Below are 22093 nucleotides of genomic sequence, written 5' to 3' on the forward strand. Positions count from 1 at the left end.
GCTTGGGGGGCCGAGGGCGACCGACGACGCGATTCGGGTCACCGATCCTGGACCCACCGACGCGATGCGGGTCGCCGGTCGCCGCCAAGCCCCGGCGCGAGCGACCACGCGGGCATGGCATCGCGTTTGCGATGCAGCCCTGGCATGTCGAACCCCCGCGTGTCCCGTGCCGTGTGCTCGCCGTTGGTCGCCGCCGCGCTGCTCGTCGCTTGTAGTCACTCCGACAAGCAGCCGCAGCGCCCCGACGACGAGCCCTACCTCTCGACCAGCTACGCGAAGGACACCGGCGACGCGCCCGATGGCGACGCGGCGCCCGACGCCGACGAGACCCCAACGAGCGGCACACCGAGCGACACGCCGGCGAACACCGTCGAGGGCCCCGGCGGGATCCCGCTGCCGGCCGACGCGGTCGCGCGCACGGACATGCCCAGCGCCGGCGGCAAGATGTCGGTGCACGAGATCACCCGCGATCGTCACAGTGCGGAGCAGGAGCTGCGGGCGAACCTCGCCGCCGCGGGCTGGGTCATCGACGCCGAGGAGGTCTCGCCGCGCTTCGGTGCACTGCGCCTCGATGTCAGCAAGGGCGACGTCCACGTCAATGTGCGGCTCACCGGCGACGACGCGAAGTCGGCGATCATCATCACGCTGAAGTGAGCGCCGGTGCCGGCGGCAACGCGCGCGAGCGCAGGTTGTCGCGCATGCCCTGCACCAGCGCCCGCACCCGACCGAGCGAGGGGTCGGGCTCGTGGCCGTCGGCCATGCGCTGCATCTGCTGCTGGAACCACATCACCTGCAGCGCGTCGTCGATCATGCGCACGCCGGTGTGCAGCCGCACCCCGCGTGCGACCTCGACCGAGCCATCGAGCAGGCGCGCGGCCAGATCGGGCTCGATGGTGAGCGGTCGCCCCAGGCCGATGACATCGGCGTCGCCGTCGGTGATGGCCGCGGCCATCGCGGCGGCGCTGCGCAGACCGCCGGTGAGCATGATCGGCGCGCGCGTGTGGGCCCGCAGCATGCGGGCGTACTCGAGGAAGTAGGCCTCGCGCGCGACCGTGCTCTCGCGGGTGGGCACCGGCAGCTCACCGCGACCGACCATCGCCGGGCTCTCGTAGTTGCCGCCCGAGACCTCGACCAGATCGATGCCCGCGGCATCGAGCGCGCGCACGACCTCGATCGCATCGTCGGTGGTGAAGCCGCCGCGCTGGAAGTCCGCCGAGTTGAGCTTGACCGCGATCGGGAAGCCCGCGCCGACCCGCGCACGCATGCGATCGACGATCGCCAGCAGGAACGCCATGCGCCGGGTCGCGTCGCCACCCCACGCGTCGTCGCGCCGGTTCACCAGCGGCGACAGGAATTGGCTCACGAGGTAGCCGTGGGCGGCGTGGATCTGCACGCCGCCGAAGCCGGCGCGCTGCGCCATCTCGGCGACGATGGCGAAGCGCTCGACCAGGGTCTCGATCTCGTCGGCTGCGAGCGCACGCGGGGGCGCGAACATGCCCGGCATGCCCCGCAGCTTCACGGCCGAAGGCGCGACCGGCTCGCGCGTGACCCCGCGCGACGACTGTCGACCGGCGTGGCTGATCTGCATCCACAGCGCGGCGCCGTGGGCCTGTGCGGCGTCGGCCCAGCGACGAAGCCCCGCGAGGTGGCGGTCGTCGTGGACGACGACGTTGGCGGGCTCGGTGCGACCGCCGCGATCGACGATCACATTGCCGGTCAGCAGCATGCCCGCGCCGCCACGACCCCAGCGCTCGTACAGCCGCACCAGCCGCTCGCTGGGCCCACCGTCGGCATCGGCGATGGCCTCGCTCATCGCGGCCTTGGCCAGACGATTGCGAAGCTGGGCGCCGCACGGCAGCGTGAGCGGGCGCGCGAGGATCGACGCGGGTGAGGTCATGGGCAGCGTGACGGTACGCGCAGTGGGCCCGTTACGCACCGCCGGCGACGTGCCGCGCCGCCGGCCATGGTTCCCGCAGTGCGGCGTGCGTCCTGCCTTCGGTGGTGGGCGCCGAATCCTGGAAGCGACGCGGTCGGCGTCGCGGTAGCTCCCTCGCGGCGCCACGGCGCCGCAGAAAGCACGAACCATGGGCGGCACCGGAGCCACTGCCTTCTGGGCCTGTCAGGATGCACTGCGCGCGAACCGACGGATGGACGCGCAGCTCGAGGCCAACCGCACGCTGCGTCGCGCGATGCGAGGCCTGCGGAGCCTGGAGCATGCCCCCTCGCGACACCCGTTCGCGTGCGGACACCTGTGCGTCGCGTGTGGCTGGCTCGAACCGCCGACGGACGCGGGCGATCCCATGCGAAGCGAACCCTCGCGCGGGCCGCGACGCGGCTGCCCCCGCTGCGGCGCGCACGGCTGGGCCGATCTGCGGAGCGTGGAGACCGCCGAGGCGCTGGCCGCCGCCGAGCAACGCGAGCTCGACCTGCGCGCGGGACTGCGGATCGCACCGTGGCTGGCGCTGGTGGCCCCCGCGCTGTTCGGGGCTGCATTCGCGGGGATCTGGCACCACGTGCCGGCGGTGTTCTGGCTGACCACGTTCGGCACCGCGTCGATCTTCACGGCCCACTACGGGCGCGTCCTCCTCCACGCGCTGCAGACCCCGCGACGAACCGCGTGGCGATGGCACGCGCCTTCGCGATGCGTCCGCCCCGGCCGCGTCACCGCGCGGGGCACGGTGGACGCCGATCGAACCCTGCGGTCACCGCTCGGTGATCGGCCGTGCATCGCCTGGCGAGTCGAGGTCCGCTACCGCCGCGATCGCGGCGATGCGTTCGCGCTGGTCGAGCAGGCCGCCGCCACGCTCGCGCTCGACGGCACCGTGATGACGCGCGAGCCTTCGCTCGCGTTGCCCGGCACCGAGATCGACGTCGCGCTGCCCCACGTCGTGCGGTGGCTGCAGACCCGCGGCGTCGATCCCAACGACGTCGCCGCGCTCACCGAGGCGGTGCTCGACGCGGGGTCGCCCGTGGTGTTGCGCCGCGATCGCAGCGGGCCCGCGCCGGTGCTGGGCCTCGCGAGCGCGCCCGTGAACGCGCGCCGTCAGAAGTAGAAGATCAGCCCGGTCTGACCGCCGGCGCTGATCGAGGTCGCCGCGCGCACCTGCATCAGGCCGTGGAAGGCGGTGATGCCCAGATCGGCCTGCCCCTGGAACAGCAGGCTCACGCGATCGCCGATGTAGAACTCGGTGCCGATCACAGGCCCGAACGAGAAGTTGAACATCCAGTTCGCGCGGCCATCGGGATCCACGTAGTGGAAGTGCAGCATGCCGCCGGCGTAGGGCGAGATGCGGCGCCACACCCGGAAGGGCCGCAGGAGCGCGAGGCTGGCCGAGATCCCGGCGTCGTTCTCGCTCTCGCCCTCGCGCGGGCTGTGGTTGAACACGCCGGCACCGAGGGAGAACTGCACGATCAGCGGCTTGGTCACGCGACGAAAGCCGAGCTCGGTCATGAGCAGGCGATTGATGCCGTGATCGCGGATGCCCGCGATCGACAGCGGCGCGAGACCACCGAAGGTGAACTGCATGCCCCAGTCACCCGGCTCGCCCCGACGGACGTTGCGACGCGGCCCGTCACCGCGCGCCCGCGTGGACGCCTCGGGCGGACGCGCGCCGCCGTCGGTCGCCGCGGACGCGACGACGGGTGCCTCGGCGGGCTCGGCTGCGCGCGGCGCTGGCTCGGCGGGGCTCGCCGCGGCGGTCGACTCGACCTCGGCGGCCGGCTCCGACGTCGCCGTGACCGCGGGCTGCGACACCGTCGGCGTCGTCCCCGAATCCGGCAGCTCGGGCGGCGATGCCCCGCCGGTGCCCAACATCACACACAACCCAATCAACCCCGTACCGATCACCATCGCCCAGCAGCCTACGGAATCGATCCGTCGCTCGCAAGCCACTGCCACCGGCGAGCCGCCGACCGCCGTGCTACTGTCACGAGTACGTGGGTGGTTGGATCGAACGTGCAAGGGTGGGTGTCGGGTGTGCCGTGGCGACCGTGGGCGGAGCAGCGATCGCCGGGGCCTGTGGCGTCGGTACGCCGACGATTCCAATCCCGCTCGCGGAGCTCGAGCAGGCGCTGTGCCACAAGCTGCTGGCCTGCGGCTGCAGCGAGGACCTGCGCGCAGCCGGCTACGTGCCGCCGGTGACCTGCGAGGGCTGGACGATCGGCTCGCTCGCGCCCGACCTCGAGCTCGGTGACGACGACGCCGATGGCACCCGCGTCGACGAGGCCTGCATCGAGCGCCTGGCCGCCCGCATCGACGCGCAGACCTGCGAGCTGAGCTTCACGACGCCCCGCTGCGACGACGACTGCTCGCCGTTCTTCGGGGCACAGCTCGAGTTCCAGCCGTGTCGACGCGACGCCGAGTGTGGTCGCGGGCTCGCGTGCGTGCTCGGGATCTGCCGCGACCCCTGTCAGGTGACGCCCCCCGGCGAGGGCGAGCCCTGCGAGGGCAGCTGCGCCGAGGGCCTGGTCTGCGATCTCGAACGAACCGGAACCTGCCGACGGCCGGTCGACGCGGGGCCCAGCTGCAACGATTCGGCGTGCTCGATCGACGAGTTCTGCGATCGCGTGGTCCCCTCGACGCCGGTCTGTCGGCCGCTGCGCGAGCGCGACGAGCCTTGCCGCGGCCATCGTGAGTGCCTCGCGGGCTACTGCCCGGCGGGGTTCTGTGCGGCGCTCCCCGGCGTGGGCGAGGCCTGTGGGCTCGGGGCCCTGTGTGCGCCGGGCTCGAGCTGCCGCGCCGACGATGGCGGCGGGCTGTGCGTCGCCGCCTCGCCCGCTTGCACCGATCTCGCCAACGACGTGCTCGAACGGCTCGACGCGCACCGCGGCTACGACTACGGCTACGGCTACGACTGAGGGCCGCTCGTTGCGGGTACGATGCCCGGGCGCGCCCGGCCGAATGCGACCGCAAGCGCCGGAGTGCGGCCGCACTGCGAGCTCGCCAGAGTTGCCGCCATGACCCGCACCTCCCCACGCCCGCGCCCGGCCTGCGCCGACGCGACCGATCCACGCTGGCAGGCGCTGCGCACCCGCGACGCGCGGGCCGACGGCAGCTTCGTCTACGCCGTACGCACCACCGGCGTGTTCTGTCGGCCGTCGTGCCCTGCCCGGCCGCCGCGGCCCGAGAACGTCAGCTTCTACGCCGAGCCGGCCGCCGCCGTCCGGGCCGGCTTCCGTCCCTGCAAGCGCTGTCGACCCGACGGCCCCAGCCCCGCGGCGCAGCACGGCGAACTGGTCGCCAAGCTGTGTCGGTTCATCGAGGGTAGCGAGGAGGTGCCGACGCTCGAACAGCTCGCGCAGCACGTCGGCAAGAGCGAGTTCCACACCCATCGGCTGTTCAAGGCCGGCACCGGGCTGACGCCGCGGGCCTACGCGGCGGCGCATCGCAACCGCCGCGTGCGCAGCGAGCTCGAGGCCGGCAGCAGCGTGACCGAGGCCATCCATGCGGCGGGCTTCGGCTCGTCGTCGCGCTTCTACGAGACCTCGCGCGCCACACTCGGGATGACGCCGACCCGCTGGCGCCAAGGGGGTGATCGCGAGCGCATCCGCTTCGCCGTCGGGCAGTGCAGCCTGGGCGCGATCCTGGTGGCGACGACCGACCTCGGCGTGTGCGCGATCCTCATCGGTGACGATCCCGAGCCGCTCGTGCACGACCTCGAGCGCAGGTTCCCGCGCGCCGAGCTCGTCGGCGACGACCCGGCATTCGCACAGACCATCGCCGCGGTGGTCGGCATGGTCGAAGCGCCACAGCTGGGCCTGCAGCTGCCGCTCGACATCCGCGGCACCGCGTTCCAGCGGCGGGTGTGGGCCGCACTGCAGGCGATCCCGCCCGGCGAGACCCGCGACTACACCGGCATCGCCGACGCGCTGGGACTGCCGCGATCGGCCCGTGCCGTCGCACAGGCCTGCGCCGCGAATCCGCTGGCGATCGCGATCCCGTGCCACCGCGTGGTCCGTCGCGACGGCGACCTCGCAGGCTACCGCTGGGGCATCGATCGCAAGCACGCGCTGCTGCAGCGCGAGCGCGGAGGCGAGTCGCGATGAGCCAGGCCCAGCTGGGCTTCTCGCTGGCCGGCGACGATGTCGAGCTGGGCCCCGGCGCGAAGGTGCTGCAGGGCTTCGCGCTCCCGCTCGAGCGCGCGTTGCTCGACGGTGTCGCGGCGGTGCTCGCCGCGGCGCCGCCACGCCACCTCGTGACGCCGGGCGGCTACACGATGTCGGTCGCGATGACCAACTGCGGCCCGCTCGGCTGGGTCTCGGACGCCCGCGGCTATCGCTACGACGCCCGCGATCCCCTGCGAGACGCGCCGTGGCCGGCGATGCCGGCAGTCTTCGCCGAGCTCGCCCGACGCGCCGCGGCGGCGCTCGGCTTCGACGACTACGACCCCGATGCGTGCCTGGTGAACCGCTACGTGCCGGGGGCACGATTGTCGCTGCACCGCGACGCCGACGAACGCGATCGCGTGGCGCCGATCGTGTCGATCTCGCTCGGTGTGCCGGCGGTGTTCCTGTTCGGCGGCGACGCGCGCAGCGACGCAACCACGCGGGTCGTGCTCGAGCACGGCGACGTCACGGTGTGGGGTGGGCCGGCGCGCATGCGCTACCACGCGGTCGCGCCGCTGCGTCGCGCGTGGCACCCGGCGTTCGGCGAGGACCGCATCAACCTCACCTTTCGCAAGGTCCGATGACGCGCCTCGCGGTCCGCGGGAGCCCGAAATTGCCGAGGGCGGCCTCCACCATCGGTGGGGCCGCCCTCGTCGCGCCGACCCTGCGGTCGGCCCACGCTCACCCTGCTCGCTAGCCGAGGAAGGGCGCGATCACGACCGCGACGATCGACATGAGCTTGATGAGGATGTTCAAGCTCGGGCCGGCGGTGTCCTTGAAGGGGTCGCCAACGGTGTCGCCGATGACGGCGGCCTTGTGGCGCTCCGAACCCTTGCCGGTGTTCACCTTGAGGTCGTAGTCCTTCTTCTGCTCCTCGACCTGCTTCTTCGCGTTGTCCCACGCACCACCGGCGTTGGACATGAAGATCGCGAGCATCACGCCCGACACCAGCGTGCCGGCGAGCAGACCACCCAGGGCCAGCGGCGACCAGAAGCCCATCACCACCGGCGAGATGACCGCCAGCAGGCCCGGCACGATCATGCGCTTGATGGCGGCCTGGGTGGAGATGGCGACGCACTTGGCGACCTGCGCGTCCTTCGTGGCCTCGAAGATCTGCTCCTCCTCGGCGTCCGTCAGCTCGCGGTTCTCGTCCTCGGCCGCCTTCACGAGCTCGAGCGCGGGGCGCAGCTTCGGGATCTCGCGGAACTGCCGGCGGACCTCCTGGATCATCTCCATCGCGGCCTCACCGACGGCCTTCATGGCCATCGACGAGAACAGGAACGGCATCATGCCGCCGATGAGCAGGCCGACCGTGACGTGCGGATGCGTGAGCGGCATCGCCGTGGTGGGCAGCGCGATCTGCTTGTAGCCAGCGAACAGCGCCAGCGCGGCGAGGGCCGCCGAGCCGATCGCGAAGCCCTTGCCGATCGCCGCGGTGGTGTTGCCGACCGCGTCGAGGTTGTCGGTGCGCTCGCGGACCTCGTGGGGGAGGTTGGCCATCTGCGCGATGCCGCCGGCGTTGTCCGAGATGGGGCCGTAGGCATCGACCGCCAGCTGGATGCCAGTGGTCGAGAGCATGCCCAGACCCGCCAGCGCGATGCCGTAGAGGCCGGCGTAGTGGTTGGCCAGGAGGATCGCGGCCGCGATGCAGACCACCGGCGCGGCGGTCGAGCGCATGCCGACGCCGAGACCGGCGATGATGTTGGTCGCGGGGCCGGTGGCCGACTGCGCCACCACCGAGTCGACCGGCGGCTTGTGCTTGCTGCAGTAGTAGTCGGTGATGAAGCCGATCGCGACGCCCGCCGCGAGACCACCCGCCATCGGGATGAAGAGGTCGAGCGTGGTCTTGGCGCTGCCGTCGTACATGATCGGGTGCTTGCCCGCAGCGGCGACGCCCACGAAGTAGTCGACCACGAAGTAGGCGATGGCGACCATCACCACCGCGGCACCGGTCGAGCCGCCGTTGAGCGCGCTCTGCGGGTTGCCACCCTCCTTGGTCTTGACCACGTAGGTCGCGGCCACCGAGACCACCACGCCGATCGCGGCGAGGACCATCGGCAGCAGCACCGCCTCGAGGCGACCCTGCTGCAGGGTCACGCCGATGACCATCGCACCGACGATCGCGGCGATGTACGACTCGAAGAGATCGGCGCCCATGCCAGCGACGTCGCCGACGTTGTCACCGACGTTGTCGGCGATGGTCGCGGGGTTGAGCGGGTGATCCTCGGGGATGCCCGACTCGACCTTGCCGACCAGGTCGCCACCGACGTCGGCGGCCTTGGTGTAGATGCCACCGCCGACGCGGGCGAACAGCGCGATCGACGAGGCGCCCATCGAGTAGCCGGCCAGCAGCTGCACCACCTGGTAGAGCGCCGTCTTGCCGTGCTCGACGCCCTCGACGTTCGCGAGCGCGTTGGTCGAGCCGTTGAATGCGATGAAGAGGATACCGAGGCCGAGCAGGCCGAGACCGACCACGCTCATGCCCATCACGGCACCACCGCGGAAGGCGATGACGAGCGCGGGTGCGAGGCCGCGGCGCGCGGCGGCGGCGGTGCGCACGTTGGCCTGGGTGGCGACGCGCATGCCGAAGTAGCCCGACAGCGCCGATGCGCCCGCACCGGAGATGAACGCCAAGCCGATCATCCACGAGGCGCCCACCGAGAGGTTGAGCATGATGAGCAGCGCGGCGACGGCGACCACGAAGATCGCGAGCACGCGGTACTCGGCGCCGATGAAGGCCATCGCGCCCTTGTAGATCTGATCGGCGATCGTCTGCATGCGACGGTCGCCGGGGTCCTGCTTGCCGATCCAGGTCGCGGTCGTGTACGCGTAGACCAGGCCGATCAAGCCGGCGGCGGGGATCATGTAGAGAAGCGTCTGGTTGTCCACGGAGGTTTTGCCTTCCGCGCCGCAGGCAGCCGCCCTCGCGAAGAGGACGAGAACCCGAGTCGCGCGGGGCACGACATACACGCAAAACTGGCCTCGGGGAAGGGTGTTCGATGCGGCGGCGACGTGCGGGCGCACGCGCATCGCGAGCCAGTGGCGACGTAAGCCAGGTCATGTCGCCCGCGCACGGGCGCATGCCATCGGCGATCGCCGCCGGACTCAGGCCTGCCCGGTGCCCTTGGTGTTGGTCGCCAACATCGCGGCCTGGACGCCGTCCCGGAGGATCGCCGTGATGGCCTGCTCGGCCCGATCCAACATCGACGGCAGCTCGATCGCGCGTTCGCTGGCGCCGAAGTCCGACAGCACCCAGTCGGCGACCTCACCGTGGACCGGACGACCGACACCCATGCGAACCCGCACGAATTCGGCGGACCCCAGCGCGGGGATGATGTCGCGCAGGCCGTTGTGCCCGCCATGGCCGCCGCCCTGCTTGACGGCCACGCGACCGAGCACGAAGTCGATCTCGTCGTGGACCACGACGACCTGCTTGGGCGGCACGTGGAAGAACCCCGCCGCCGCCCCGACGCTCTGGCCCGAGCGGTTCATGTACGTCTGCGGCTCGAGCACGACCACGCGCCCGAACGGTGTCGACAGCGTCACGGTGCGGGCGTGGAACTTCTCGCGCCAGCCATCGGCGCCGGGCGTCGCGAAACGATCGGCCCAGCGCTCGACGGCCATGAAGCCGACGTTGTGGCGATGGCCGGCGTACTTGGCCCCGGGGTTGCCGAGGCCCACCAACAGCCATGGCGCCGCGTCGGCCACGGGCTACTTCTTGGCGGGCGCCTTGGCGGCGGGTGCAGCCTTGGCGGCGGGCGCAGCCTTGCCCGCCGGAGCAGCCTTGCCACCGGGGGCCGGGGCCGCGACCTCGTCCTCGGCCTTGGCGCGCGCGAGGTGGCAGATCACCAGCGGCAGCTCGCCGTGCTCGTCGACGCGGGCGTTGTCCAGCTTCACGTCCTTCATCTTGATCGACTCGCCGTTGTCGAGCGGCGTGACGTCGAGGACGATCTCGGCGGGCACGTGGGCCGGCTTGGCGGCGACGTGCACGGTGCGGCGGGTGATGTCGACCCGGCCGCCCTTGACCATGCCGGCCGCGCGACCGATCACGCGCACGGGCACCGGGCGCACGACCTCCTTCTCGGGGTCGACGCGCATGAAGTCGATGTGCACCACGGCGTCGCGCAGCGAGTCGCGCTGGATGTCGGTGATCATGCACAGCTCCTCGCCCGCGGCCTTGCCGTCCTTCTTGAGCGCGAGCTTGAAGTAGGTGTTGTAGCCCATCTTCGGATCGGTCGCGCGCAGGTACGAGTGGGGATCGATCGCGATCGAGACCGACTCGCCGCCGCGGCCGTACACCACCGCCGGGAACTTGCCCGCGCGACGCAGACGGCGGACGCCGCCCTTGCCATCGGGGACGCGGAGATCGACTTCGAGGACACCGTAGGTCTGGGACATGGGAACTCCTGCGATCGCCCACGCCGAGGCGGCGGGGGCGTGGTTGGTGGCGGGTCTCGGGTAGGTGCCGCCAGAATGGGGCTTCGCCGCCGAGGCTCCCGCGAGGGAGGACGCGGGACCCAAAGAGGGACCTGCGCGGGCGATCGGATAGCCGCTGCCCGGCACGTTCGTCAAGTCGCCGCGTGGGCCCGCGGGCGGCGGGCTCCGAAGGTCCGTCAGAGCGGCGCTGGGATCCCCGGCTGCCCCAGGGTCCCGAGCCAGGCGCGGATCTTGTCGGCCGCCTCCGCGTTCGCGGTGTACTCGGCGAGCGCGCGCTCCCCCTGTGTGCGCGCCTCGTCGAGGCGACCCAGGCCCCGCAGCGCGACCGCGAGCTGGATCCTCGACTCGCCGAGGTAGCGGGGATCGAGCCCGAGTCCCTCGCGGATCGCGAGCGAGCGCGCGGCGTCGTGGCGGGCGGCCTCGTACTCGCCCATGGCGTTGCGCGCCGACGCGGTCGCGTGCAGATCGTAGGCGACCTCGGGATGCTCGGGCCCGAGCGTGGTCTCGTCGATCGCCAACGCCCGCGCGAGGAACGGCAGCGCCGCCTGCGGCTGGCCCAGCGCGGTGTGACAGTTGCCGATCGCCATCAGCGGCACCGCGACGGCGGGATCGTCGGGCCCGAGGTTGCGCTCGAGGATCGCGAGTGACTCGGTGTGGAACTCGAGCGCCGTGCGAGAGTCGCCGCGCTTCGCGGCGGTGGTGCCGAGGTTGTGCAGCACGTGCGCGACCTTGGGATGGTCGCGCCCGAAGATGCGCTCGCGGGCGACCAGCGCCTCGCGGAATGCGGCCTCGGCGGCATCCGGACGGTTCTCGTCGAGGAACAGCGAGCCGAGGTTGTTGAACGCATCGGTGGTGATGGGGTGATCGGGGCCGAGCAGCTCGATCCACTCTTCACGGGACTGCCGCAGCGCAGCCTCGGCCTCGCGCCACAGGTGCAGACGATGCAGCACCAGGCCCAGCTCGTTGTGCGAGATCGCCAGCGAACGCAGCGCTTCGTGGTGGTCCTCGCCCGCCAGCATGGCGAGCGCCTCCTCCAGCCGTGTGCGCGCCTGCTCGAGTCGGTTGGCGCGCTCGTCGATCGCCGCCTGCGCCTCGAGCAGCGTCACGCGCGACAGCGGCGGATCGCCGATGCGCTCCAGCCATGCATCGGCCACGCGGACCCAGGCGTCGACGTCGGCGAAGCGGCCCTGCTCGGCGCCGACCAGCGCAACCATCCCCACCGAGACATCGCTGGCGCCATGCTCGAGGCCGTGCACCACCGCCAGCTTGAACGCGGTCTCGAGCGCGGCCTGCGACTGCGCGAGTCGACCGTCGAAGCGATCGAGATCGGCGAGCAAGAGGTAGAAGTCGAACAGCAGCGGCGGATGATCGATCGCGAGGACCTCGGCACGCACCGCCTCGAGGGTCTCGCGCGCACGGGGTGCGCGACCGGCCCGCTCCTGCGCCCGCGCACGCTCGAGCTCGGTGCGCGCGGCATCGATGCGGGCTGCGTCCTCGGGCCGCGGCGCGGGCCCGCCGTCCTCGGCGAGCCGTTCGAGATCGCCGCATTGCTCCGGCGAGGCCAGGCGACTGACGGCGTCGGGAGCCGCGCGCACCAGGCCGACGTCGAACTGATCGAACTCGGCGAGCAGCGCACCGAGCTCTCGGCGACGACGCTCGAGACACGCCATGCGACGATCGAGCAGCGGTGCCGACTGCTCGCCGCGGCGATGGGCCATGCACGCGTCGCGGTGCTGGCCCAGCCATGTCTGCACGAAGCGGCCGAGTGCACCCTCGACATGATCGAAGGTCGTCTCGGCGTCGGCGTCGGCGAAGGCGCTGCGGAGTGCGTCGGCCCGCGCGGGATTCCACAGCGGGGCCAGCTGCTCCGGCCCGCCGTCGCAGCCCGGTTCGCGCGCGCGCGAGGCCCACGCAACCCCGCCCAGCACCGCCACCGTCGCCACGCCCATGGCGATGCGACGCTGGCGTCCCGGACGCGGCAGCGAGCGTTCGAGCGCCTGGATCAGCGCGTCCATCGACGGCCAGCGGGCATCCGGATCGACCGCGAGCCCGCGCAGGAGGATCGCGCGCAGGCCAGCCGGGACCCCGGGCGGCCGCGGCGGATCGACGGTGTTGCCGAGGAACACGTTCTGCGCCAGCGCACCGAGCTTCTCGCCGGGGAACGGCAGCGTGTGATACGCGGCCCGGAACAGCGACACACAGAAGCCGAATTGGTCGGAGCGCGCGTCGACGCTGAGCCCGCGCAGCTGCTCGGGCGACATGTACATCGGCGTGCCGATGAACTCTCCGGTTCGCGTGATGCGATCGATCGAGATCTCGGCGCGCGCGTCCTCGGGCAGCGCAACCGCCTCGAGCTCGGGGCCGGCCTCTTGCTTGGCGATGCCGAAGTCCACCAGCCGCACGCGCCCGTCGTCGCCGATCATGACGTTGTCGGGCTTGAAGTCGCGGTGCACCAGCTTGGCCTCGTGCACCGCCGCGAGTCCGCGAGCCGCCTGCAGGAACATCGCGAGCACCTCGTGGAACTGGCGCTCACCGGTGAGCCACTGCCGCAGGCTGTCGCCGACGACGTACTCCATCGCGACGAACAGGCCCTGCTCGAGCTCACCGACCTCGAACACCTGCACGACGTTGGGGTGGTTCACGCGCGCGAGCGCCTTGGCCTCGCGCAGCATGCGATCGCGCGAGCGCTCCGAGCGATGGGCCCCCGAGACCACCTTGATCGCCACGCGGCGATCGAGGGTGTCGTCGTAGGCCGACCACACCGTGCCCATGCCGCCTTCACCGAGGCGGCGGATGAGGGTGTAGCGACCGAACCGGGGCGGTGGCGAGGGCTCGCCGACGATCGGCACGCCATCGAGGGTCTCGGCCCGGGTCTCACCCGATCGAGGGTCGGTCTCGCGGTTCGACAAGACGCTGCGATTCTAGCGACGGCGCGTCCGCAGGCGCAGGCCCACCAGTCCGAACAGCCCCAGCAGGCCGACGAGGCCCGACGCCGGTCCGCGCGACGCCGCACTCGTGCACGCGCAGCCGCCCCCGTCGTCGTCGGTCGAGCCGGCAGAATCAGTGCCACCGGTGCCGCCGCTGCCACCGCCGAGCGTCGCATCGCCGGTCGACTCGCCGCCCGCGGTCGCGCTCGCGCTGCCACTGGCGCTCGCGCTGGCGCTGGCGTCGGTGGTCGCGGAGGTGGTGCCGTCGGTGCCGCTCGCCGAGGCCGAGCCGCCGCTGCTGTCACCGGAGTCGTTGCCACCGCCGCTGGTATCGCCCGCCGACGGCGTGATCGAGATGTTCGCGCAGTGGTGGTAGTAGCAACCGCCGGGGTTGTTCAGGCCGTGCTCCGACATGAACTGGATGATCTGCAGGGTGCAGTTGGTGCACGTGACGTCGTTGGGCAGCGTGATGTCGATCGACTGCGGCGAGTCGAACGCGCTGGTGTGCTCGAACACGCCATCGGCCAGCACCGGGAACACCGGCGGATCCATGATCGCCGCCGAGCCGCAGGCGAACATGTCGCCGGGTGTGACGTCGGGCTCCGCCGGCAGCTCGCTGGGGTCGTTGACCGCCAGCGCGATGCGGTAGTGACCGGGGTGGTAGACCGTCTCGTCGATCGTGATCGTGATGGTGTCGCCGCCCTGATAGGCGGTGATCATGTCGGTGGGGACCGCGGTGCCATTGTCGCCGCAGGGCGGCGCCTTCTGGGGATCGCCCAACCCGCTCTGCTCGAAGTTCGCGGCCGGTGCCTGCAGCACGAAGTGCGCGCCCGCGATCGAGGGGGAAACGACGACCCCGCCGAAGGCAGCGAGACCGAGAACGAGCCGATGACCCAGACGAATGTGCACGGGCCAACGGTACACGAACTCGCACGGCGCCGCCGCCCGTCGCGTCCGCGTCGGACCTGCGATCGCGCGGTCGCGTGTCGGGAGCGTGAGGTCGCGAGACACTTGCACAAGCGTTGAAATGCCGCGCGGCGGGGGCCCAGGGACCCGTGCAGCGACCGACGCACCGGCACGCCCGCGGGCGTAGTAACGACGCCCCACGGGAGACACCGACGACGGCGCGCACGGGCGCCACATGCGGTCGCACCTTCGAGCATGCTGCACTGGCCACGAATCGTCGCTTCGCTGCTGTTGTGCCTGCCGTTGGCGGCCCAAGCCGCCGGTACCACCGACGAAGCCGTGGTCGCGCTGCGCGTCGAGGTCGAGCGACTCGCCGGTGAGCTCGCGCAGGTGCGGGCCGAGCAGACCGAGCAGCTCGCGGCGCTGCGGGCCGAGCGGGTCGAGCTCGCGCGAGCGCTCCGGGCGGCGCGCTCCCGCAACGCGCAGCTGCGCGAGCTGCAGGCGCAGGACGCCGCGCGCGACGAGGCCGAGATCACCGCGGCGGCCCGCGGTCGTGCACCGGCGCTGGCGGCGATCGCCGCGGTGCGCGAGCACGTGCGAGCCTCGCTGCCGTTCGCGCGAGCCGATCGCGAGGCCGAGCTCGATCGCATCGAGGCCTCCCTGCAGGTCAGCGAACCCGATCTCGGGCGCGCGATGCAGCGACTGTGGCGGTTCGTCGAGCAGGACCTCGCGCTGGCCGGAGAGATCGAGCTCGGCCAGCAGGTGGTCACGACCGCGGGCGACGAGCAGCTCGCCGAGGTGCTGCGCATCGGCATGGCCGTGATGTACGTGCGCACGCAGGCTGGCGCGGTGGCGTGGACTCGCCACGACGGCACCACGTGGCGCATCGAACCCATCGACGATCCCGCGATGGCGCGCGAGGTGCTCGCGCTGTTCGACGCCTACCACGACAACCGCGGCTTCGGCCCCGCCGTGCTGCCGTTGCCGCGCGAGACGCTGCAGCCGGGGGGCACGCCATGATCGTCGGACTGCTCGCCGCGCAGCTGACCGTCGCGGTGTACTCGGCACCGCCGTCGCTCGAGGCCGCCCGTACCGACGAGCTCGAGGCGCTCCGGACGGAGCGCGATGGTCTGCGCAAGGCGGTCGACGACGCGGCATCCGGCGCCAAGGCGGCGATCCGCAGCGCCGAGGCCGAGGTCGAGCAGCTCACGCGCGAGCTCGCCGGCGTGCAGCTCGACAACGCCGCCCGCGAGCGCTCGTTGCCGGCGAGCGAGCGCACCCGCGCCGGCGCGACGCAGCAGCGCCAGCTCGCCGAGCTGCAGCAACAACAGGCCGGCTGGCTCGAGCTCCACCAGGCCGCGCCGGTCGCGGGCGAGGCCGACGATCTCGAGCGACTGCCGCGGCTGTTCGAGGCGGTGCTGCGCCACGCCGATCGAGCCGCGCGCGCGCGGATCGAGTCCGACGCGACGTGGTTCGACGTCGATGGCAGCGCTCGACACGGCGCGGTGCTGCGCGTGGGGGAGCTGGCCGCGGTCGCGTGGGACGACGCTGCGCAGCCGCTGGTCGACACTCCGCAGGGGCTGCAGGCCGCGGCGGGCGTAACGGGTGCGCGGATCGACGGCAGCGACGGCGTGCGCGTGCGGGTGGTGCTGCAGGATCCCGACGTCGCGACCGACCCGCGCGCGTGGCTGGCCCCCGACTGGCGCCAGACCATGGATCGCGGCGGCCCGCTGATGTGGGTGCTGCTGGGCTTCGGCGTGCTGGCAGCGTTGGTGGCGATCGAGCGCCTGCTCGCCGTGGGCTGGATCGCGCTGCGGTGGCGCGCCGCGGTGCGACGCCTCGAGGCCGCGGTGAGGCTGCCGGCCGCGCAACGCGACGCAGCGCTCGCAGCCGAGCGCGATCCGATCGCCACGCCGTTGGTGGTGGTGCTGGCCCCGGCCGCCCACGCCGATCGCAGCGCGATCGAGGAGCTCGCGACCCAGGCGGTGATCGGCATCCGCGAGCGGCTCTACCGACGGCTGTCGCTGCTGTCGCTGGCCGCCGCGGTCGCACCGCTCGCCGGCCTGCTCGGCACCGTCAACGGCATGATCACCACCTTCTCGGTGGTCACGAGCAAGGGCACCTCCGACGCCCAGCAACTCGCCGGTGGCATCTCCGAGGCGCTGCTGACCACGCAGTTCGGGCTCGCGGTGGCGATCCCGGCGCTGGTCGTGCACGCACTGCTGCTGCGGGGCGCGAGACGTGTGCTGGTCGCGATCGAGCAAGCAGTGCTGCAGCACATCCATGGCATCGCCGGCGGGCACGAGCACCATCACGGGCACGAGCACGGTGCCTTCGCCGACGCGGTCGCCCCCCGCGACGGGGTCGAGGACGCATGAGCGCGGTGCTCGACGCCGCGCTGGCCGACGCGCGCACGGTGATCGCGGCCGGCGGATGGATCTCGTGGGCACTGGTCGGCATCAGCGTGATGCTGTGGACCATCGTGGTGCTGCGCGCGCTCGAGCTGCGTCGGGGTGTCCGCGGGCCGCTGCGCGACGCGCTGCTGAGCTCGCCGACGGCGGCACCACGCGGGGTGATCGATCGCTTCGTGCAGCGTGCTGCCGCCGCGCTCGCGCGACCCGGCGGCTGTCACCACGACCTCGACCGCTGGACCATGCACGAGATCGATCGCACCGAGAGCTTCGGCGCCGTACTGAATGCGCTGGTCGCCGCGGCGCCGCTGCTGGGCCTGCTGGGGACGGTCGCGGGCATGATCGAGACCTTCGCGTCGATGCACGGCAGCCACCACCACAGCGACGAGAGCGTGGCCGGCGGCATCTCGATCGCCCTGGTCACGACCCAGCTGGGGCTCGCGATCGGCATCCCCGGGCTCATCGCGGCGCGCCTGCTCGATCGCCTGGCGGCCCGACGTCGTCGCGAGCTGCAGGCCACGCGCGCGCTGCTGGCCGCGCGCTTCGACGAGGGTCGCGCGTCATGAGGCTCGGTCAGCTCGCCGAGGAGACCCGCGAGGGCAGCGCGCTCGACATCACGCCGCTCATCGACATCGTCTTCATCCTGCTGATCTTCTTCGTGGTCACGACCACGTTCGTCCACGACCTCGGCATCGATGTCGAGCGCCCACAAGCCAGCACCGCGCGCGAGCAGCCCAGCGAGATCGTGCGGGTCGCGGTCAGCGAGCGCGGCGAGGTCACCGTCGATGCGCGGCCCACCAGCAGCTGGCGCATCGAGGCCGAGGTCCGCGATCGGCTCACCGGCGCGCGCGATGGCGCGGTGCTGCTGGTCGCCGACAAGGGCGTGCACGCCGAGACGCTGGTGTCGGTGATGGATGCGTGCCGGCGCGCGGGTGCGTCGTCGGTCGCACTCGCGGTGGAAGCCGGTGCCTCACCATGAGCGCGCTGCATCGCACCGTGGCCCGCGTCGCGATCGCGCTTGCGATCGGCGTGCTCGCGACCTCGTTGTCGTTGGTCGGCGTGGCCCGCATGGCGCGGGAGCGCCCCGAAGCCCCTGCGCGCGAGCCCGCCGCAGCGCTGGTGATCGAGGTCATGGCTCCACCGACGCCCGAGTCGCCGCCGGAGCTGGCGCTGCCGCAGCCGAGCCCGCAGGCCCTCGCACCGCAGCCGAGCCCGCTGCCGCAGCCCGCCCTCGAGCCGCCCGCGTTGCCGTCGCTATCGCGCGATGCCCTCGCCGGTGACGCCAGCGCGCTGCCGGGCCTCGCACTGGGGCCGGCCGGCGGCGCCGCGGGGTTGGGCGCCGCGCTGCCCGGCACCCGCCCGACCCGCGACGACGACGATGACGCACCCGACACCCCCGCGCGGCCGATCGCACGCCCGGCGCCGAGCTATCCCCGCGATGCCCAGCGAGCGGGCATCGAAGGCGCGGTGGTCGTGCGCCTGCACGTCGACGCACGCGGTCGCGTCGACGACGTCGTGGTGGTGCGCGCGACCCCACCCGAGGTCTTCGACGCCGTCGCGCTGCGAACCGCCCGCAGCTATCGCTTCGAGCCCGCGCGCAAGCACGGCCGTGCGGTCTCCAGCACCATCGAGCAACGCATCGTGTTCAGGCTCCGGCGATGACCTACGCGACCTTGCGACTGGTGATGCACATGTTCGCGGCGGCGGGCCCAGCCCACGCGCCCGACGATCCCGAGCTCGCGCAGTACGCTGCAATCGAGCGCGCGATTCGGATGGGCGCGCTCGAGGATGCCGCCGCGCGGCTGTCGACGACCACGCTCGATGCCCCCAACCGCGCGCGGCTCGAGGGTCTGCTCGCGCTCGCGCGGGGCGACGCCGCCGCGGCCGCGCGCGCGTTCACCACCGCGCTCGCGGCCCACGACGATCCACCGCTGCGACTGCACCTCGCCCAGGCCGAGCTGGCGCTCGGCCATGCCGAGGCGGCCGCGCGTGCGCTGGTGGGCACCGAGGCGCTCGCGACCACCACCGCCGCGCAGCCGCTCCTGCAGGGTCGCGTCGCGCTCGCGCTCGGCCACGACGACGATGCCTACGCAGCGTTCGTGCTCGCGGCGCGCAACTTCCCCGACGAGCCCACCGCGGTGCTCGAGCTGGTCGCACTGTGTGCCGATCGCGGGCTCGATGCCGCTGCGCGGGCGTGGGCGGGTGCTTGGCTCGCGCTGCCCGAGACCGCGATCGAGCGCACCGGCGCGCTCGTGGTGCTGTCGGCGCTCCACCGCGATCGCGCCGCACTCCCACTACTCGAGTCGATCGCCCTGCGCTTCCCCGGCGACGCCGAGGTGATCGCCCGGCTCGCGCACGCGTGGGCGGCCGCGGAGTACCACCGCACGGCCGCAGGCCTGTTCGAGCGTGCGGCCCGACGCGGCGGCGACACATGGTTCGCGGCCGCCGATCAGTACCGCATGGCCGGCGCGACCGAGCGCGCACTGGCGGCCAATGCTCGCGTGCGCGGCGACGCGACGCGGCTCGATCAGCGCGCGAGCATCCTCTTTGCCGCCGGGCGACACGCCCGCGTGGTGGCGCTCGCGCCCGCGCTCGCGCGTGCCGGTGTGAACGGCCCTGCCACGCGTCTGCGACTCGCCCACGCCCACTACGCCCTCGGTCAGTACGCGCAAGCCAGCAGCATCGCACGCGGCCTGCTGGGCGGCGCGCTCGAGGGCCCTGCGCGCGCGCTGCTGGCCGCCACCGGTCGCGTCGCGGCGGCCGACGACGCGCCGGCGTCCGACGACTCACCCCACCCCTAGCACGCCATGTTCGCGCCCTGGATCCTCGCGCTGGCACTGCCGGCCTCGGTCGACGACTGCGACGCGCAACTGCGCGGGCGCGCCATCGATGCCGCCACCGGCGAGGGCATCGCGGCCGCGCACGTGCGACTCTCGGATCGCGACGGCGAGCGCACCACCACCGCCGACGACGACGGCCGCTTCGCGTTCGAAGGCGTGTGCCGCGGCGAGCGAACCCTCGCGATCGGCCGCGCCGACTACGAGCCGCGCTCGCTGCGGGTCGCCATCGCAGCGCAGGATCCCACGCGCGAGCTCGAGGCGGTGCTCGAGCCCCGCATGGTCGATCGCGTCGACGACGTGGTGGTCGAGGCGCTCGCGCCGGCCCCCACCGAGCTGCGCGCAAGCCACAGCATCGATGGCGAGGCGCTCGCGCAGCTGCGCGGGCGCAACCTCGCCGACACGCTCGCGCGCGTGCCGGGGGTCACGGTGCTGCGCGGCAGCGGCGGTGCGCCCGGCAAGCCCATCATCCGCGGCCAGGACGAGCGACGCAGCCTGCTCATCTTCGACGGCGTGCGGCATGCCGGGCAGAAGTGGGGCCTCGACCATCCGCCCGAGATCGATCCCTTCGCGGCCGATCGCATCACCGTCATCAAGGGCCCGGGCGGCATCCGCTACGGCCCCGATGCCATCGGCGGTGTGGTGCTGGTCGAGCCCGCGCCGCTGCGCACGACGCCCGGCGTCGATGGCCAGGCCCACCTGGTGGGCGTCAGCAACGGCGTGCGCGGCACCGCGGCGCTGCGGCTCGATGGCGCCCACGCGCGCGCGCGCGGGCTGGCCTGGCGCGTCGACGGCAACATCACGCGCGGCGCCGCCATCATCACGCCGCGCTACCCGCTCGACAACACCGGCGCGCTGCAATGGAACGCCGGCGCGCGCGTGGGCTACCAGCGTCACGGCCACGAGTTCGTGGTCGCGTACCGACGCAACGTCGTGAAGAGCGGGCTGTGCACCTGCCTGCGCAACGCGACCCCCGAGGAGTTCCAGCAGGGCATCGCGTTGGGGCGGCCGGTGAACTGGCAGCTGTACTCGCGCGAGTACGCCATCGACCGCGCGTACAGCCACGCCAGCCACGACCTCGCGCTGGCCCGCGCCGTGGTCTCGCTCGGTGATGCCGGCCACCTGAGCGCGACCTACTCGCTGCAGCACAACCGCCGCCGCGAGTTCGACATCGTGCGCAGCGCGGTCGCAGGCCCGCAGTACACCTTCGTGCTCGACACCCACGGGGTCGACGTCGCCTTCGAGCGCACGCCGCAGCAGCTGAGCGCGGCGGTGTCGTCGAGCGGCACCTACGGGCTCGCCGCGTCGGTGCAGCGCAACCGCTTTCGTTCCAACCAGACGCTGGTGCCCGACTACCAGCAGCTGTACGCCGGCGTGTTCGCGGTCGAGCGCCTGGTGCTGCGCCGCGCCGAGCTGCAGCTGGGCGTGCGCTACGACGGGCTCTCGCGCGTCGCGACCCTGCGCCAACGCGACTACCTCGGGCAGGTCGCAGCCGGTCGACTGCAGCCCTCGCGCTGCGACGGCACCGCCGATGGTGGCGGCCGCTGCGGCTTCGCGTTCCACACCGGCTCCGCCTCGATCGCGACCGTGCTGCGGCCGATCCCCCGCGACGACGGCTTCGCGATCACGCTCGATCTCAGCAGCGCCGGCCGGGTGCCCGCGGTCGACGAGATGTTCTTGAACGGCAGCTCACCGTCGTTCCCGGTGCTGGGCCTGGGTGACGCGCGACTCGGGGTCGAGCGCACCTGGGGCGCCGCGCTCTCGCTGGCCTACGCCAACCGCTTCATCGCCACCGATGGCGCCGCGTGGGTGAACTGGATCGACGACTACATCTACTTCGGACCCGCGCCGGGCGGTCAGCTCACGCAGACAGTGCACGGCAGCTTCCCGCTGTTCACGTTCCGCCCAGTCGGCGCGCTCTTCTACGGTGGCGAGTACGGCGTGCGCGTGCAACCACCCAAGTGGCCGGTCGAGATCGACGGCCAGCTCGCACTGGTGCGCGCGGTCGATCTGCGCAGCCGGCAGTACCTCGTGTTCATCCCCGCCGATCGCTACCAGCTCGGCCTCACCTACCACTGGCCCGAGACCCGCCGCATCGAGCGGGGCTTCATCGGCGTGCGCGGCATGTACGTCGATCGCCAGCGTCGCTTCGATCCCGTGGCCGACTTCGCCGCGCCGCCACCGGGCTACGCCGTGCTCGGCGCCAGCGTCGGCTTCGAGGTCCCGCTCGGCCCCGAACGCCTCGCGCTCTCGCTGGTCGGCAACAACCTCACGAACACTCGCTACCGCGACTATACGAGCCTGCTGCGCTACTTCGCCGACGAACCCGGCTGGGAGCTGATGCTCCGCGCGAGCCTCTCGTTCGAGACGCTCGCGCGCCCGTCCGCCCGCCGCCGCAGGAAGACGCCGCCGTCCCGCGTCGCGACGTAGGGCCGCTCGCGGGAGGCGAGCCGTCGGCCGGGCGCGAGCC

At 72.6% G+C, this 22093-nt stretch carries 19 protein-coding genes; 12 read left to right on the forward strand and 7 right to left on the reverse strand.

Annotated elements, in window-relative coordinates; translation table 11 throughout:
* Nucleotides 1-144: 144 nt before the first annotated feature.
* Complete coding sequence (locus IPH07_32660) at nucleotides 145-654, forward strand: hypothetical protein (protein MBK6922190.1); 510 nt, start codon at nucleotides 145-147, stop codon at nucleotides 652-654.
* Here IPH07_32660 and IPH07_32665 read toward each other — a convergent pair.
* Nucleotides 641-1897 (reverse strand): NADH:flavin oxidoreductase/NADH oxidase family protein, encoded by a 1257-nt coding sequence (locus tag IPH07_32665; protein ID MBK6922191.1) that lies wholly within the window; start codon nucleotides 1895-1897, stop codon nucleotides 641-643. The genes IPH07_32660 and IPH07_32665 overlap by 14 nt on opposite strands.
* 187 nt (nucleotides 1898-2084) lie before the next feature.
* Here IPH07_32665 and IPH07_32670 point away from each other — a divergent pair, with 187 nt between their 5' ends.
* The gene (locus IPH07_32670; GenBank protein MBK6922192.1) at nucleotides 2085-3053 is read left to right on the forward strand and encodes a hypothetical protein; all 969 of its coding nucleotides are present in this window, start codon (nucleotides 2085-2087) and stop codon (nucleotides 3051-3053) included.
* Here IPH07_32670 and IPH07_32675 read toward each other — a convergent pair.
* Nucleotides 3044-3850 carry a hypothetical protein gene (locus tag IPH07_32675; protein ID MBK6922193.1) on the reverse strand — a complete coding sequence of 269 codons (807 nt, stop codon included), beginning with the start codon at nucleotides 3848-3850 and terminating at the stop codon, nucleotides 3044-3046. The genes IPH07_32670 and IPH07_32675 overlap by 10 nt on opposite strands.
* A gap of 140 nt (nucleotides 3851-3990) precedes the next feature.
* On the opposite strand from IPH07_32675, the gene IPH07_32680 reads away from it, so the two are divergent.
* From IPH07_32680 to alkB, 3 genes are all read left to right on the forward strand, one after another.
* Nucleotides 3991-4857 carry a hypothetical protein gene (locus IPH07_32680; GenBank protein MBK6922194.1) on the forward strand — a complete coding sequence of 289 codons (867 nt, stop codon included), beginning with the start codon at nucleotides 3991-3993 and terminating at the stop codon, nucleotides 4855-4857.
* 99 nt (nucleotides 4858-4956) lie between these two features.
* Nucleotides 4957-6045 carry a bifunctional DNA-binding transcriptional regulator/O6-methylguanine-DNA methyltransferase Ada gene (gene ada / locus IPH07_32685; protein ID MBK6922195.1) on the forward strand — a complete coding sequence of 363 codons (1089 nt, stop codon included), beginning with the start codon at nucleotides 4957-4959 and terminating at the stop codon, nucleotides 6043-6045.
* Entirely contained in the window at nucleotides 6042-6689 is a 648-nt protein-coding gene (gene alkB / locus IPH07_32690; GenBank protein MBK6922196.1) for a DNA oxidative demethylase AlkB, read from the forward strand. Before ada ends, alkB begins: the two co-directional genes overlap by 4 nt.
* A gap of 109 nt (nucleotides 6690-6798) precedes the next feature.
* Here the strand turns inward: alkB and IPH07_32695 are convergent, their stop codons facing one another.
* From IPH07_32695 to IPH07_32715, 5 genes are all read right to left on the reverse strand, one after another.
* The gene (locus IPH07_32695; GenBank protein ID MBK6922197.1) at nucleotides 6799-8994 is read right to left on the reverse strand and encodes a sodium-translocating pyrophosphatase; all 2196 of its coding nucleotides are present in this window, start codon (nucleotides 8992-8994) and stop codon (nucleotides 6799-6801) included.
* A gap of 216 nt (nucleotides 8995-9210) precedes the next feature.
* Complete coding sequence (locus IPH07_32700) at nucleotides 9211-9813, reverse strand: aminoacyl-tRNA hydrolase (protein MBK6922198.1); 603 nt, start codon at nucleotides 9811-9813, stop codon at nucleotides 9211-9213.
* Nucleotides 9814-9816: 3 nt separating this feature from the next.
* A complete protein-coding gene (locus tag IPH07_32705; protein ID MBK6922199.1) occupies nucleotides 9817-10503 on the reverse strand; it encodes a 50S ribosomal protein L25 in 687 nt (228 codons plus the stop codon).
* A gap of 215 nt (nucleotides 10504-10718) precedes the next feature.
* Nucleotides 10719-13451, reverse strand: coding sequence for a serine/threonine protein kinase (locus IPH07_32710; protein MBK6922200.1), 2733 nt, complete (start codon nucleotides 13449-13451; stop codon nucleotides 10719-10721).
* A gap of 12 nt (nucleotides 13452-13463) precedes the next feature.
* Nucleotides 13464-14378 carry a lytic polysaccharide monooxygenase gene (locus IPH07_32715; GenBank protein MBK6922201.1) on the reverse strand — a complete coding sequence of 305 codons (915 nt, stop codon included), beginning with the start codon at nucleotides 14376-14378 and terminating at the stop codon, nucleotides 13464-13466.
* 252 nt (nucleotides 14379-14630) lie between these two features.
* Between IPH07_32715 and IPH07_32720 the strand changes: the two genes are divergently transcribed.
* Genes IPH07_32720 through IPH07_32750 form a run of 7 tightly spaced genes read left to right on the forward strand, consistent with a single transcriptional unit; the run spans nucleotide 14631 to nucleotide 22053 of the window.
* Entirely contained in the window at nucleotides 14631-15395 is a 765-nt protein-coding gene (locus IPH07_32720; GenBank protein ID MBK6922202.1) for a DUF3450 family protein, read from the forward strand.
* Entirely contained in the window at nucleotides 15392-16753 is a 1362-nt protein-coding gene (locus IPH07_32725; protein MBK6922203.1) for a MotA/TolQ/ExbB proton channel family protein, read from the forward strand. Before IPH07_32720 ends, IPH07_32725 begins: the two co-directional genes overlap by 4 nt.
* Entirely contained in the window at nucleotides 16750-17352 is a 603-nt protein-coding gene (locus IPH07_32730; protein ID MBK6922204.1) for a MotA/TolQ/ExbB proton channel family protein, read from the forward strand. The genes IPH07_32725 and IPH07_32730 overlap by 4 nt, the downstream gene beginning before the upstream one ends.
* Nucleotides 17349-17765: a biopolymer transporter ExbD gene (locus tag IPH07_32735; GenBank protein MBK6922205.1), complete on the forward strand. Its 417-nt coding sequence runs from the start codon at nucleotides 17349-17351 to the stop codon at nucleotides 17763-17765. The genes IPH07_32730 and IPH07_32735 overlap by 4 nt, the downstream gene beginning before the upstream one ends.
* Complete coding sequence (locus IPH07_32740; protein ID MBK6922206.1) at nucleotides 17762-18448, forward strand: TonB family protein; 687 nt, start codon at nucleotides 17762-17764, stop codon at nucleotides 18446-18448. Before IPH07_32735 ends, IPH07_32740 begins: the two co-directional genes overlap by 4 nt.
* Nucleotides 18445-19587, forward strand: coding sequence for a hypothetical protein (locus IPH07_32745; GenBank protein ID MBK6922207.1), 1143 nt, complete (start codon nucleotides 18445-18447; stop codon nucleotides 19585-19587). The genes IPH07_32740 and IPH07_32745 overlap by 4 nt, the downstream gene beginning before the upstream one ends.
* A 6-nt stretch (nucleotides 19588-19593) precedes the next feature.
* Nucleotides 19594-22053 carry a TonB-dependent receptor gene (locus IPH07_32750; protein ID MBK6922208.1) on the forward strand — a complete coding sequence of 820 codons (2460 nt, stop codon included), beginning with the start codon at nucleotides 19594-19596 and terminating at the stop codon, nucleotides 22051-22053.
* Nucleotides 22054-22093: the final 40 nt, after the last annotated feature.

It is taken from the genome of Deltaproteobacteria bacterium, from assembly GCA_016709225.1.
GTDB classification, from domain to species: Bacteria; Myxococcota_A; Polyangia; order Nannocystales; family Nannocystaceae; genus Xiheibacterium; species Xiheibacterium phototrophicum.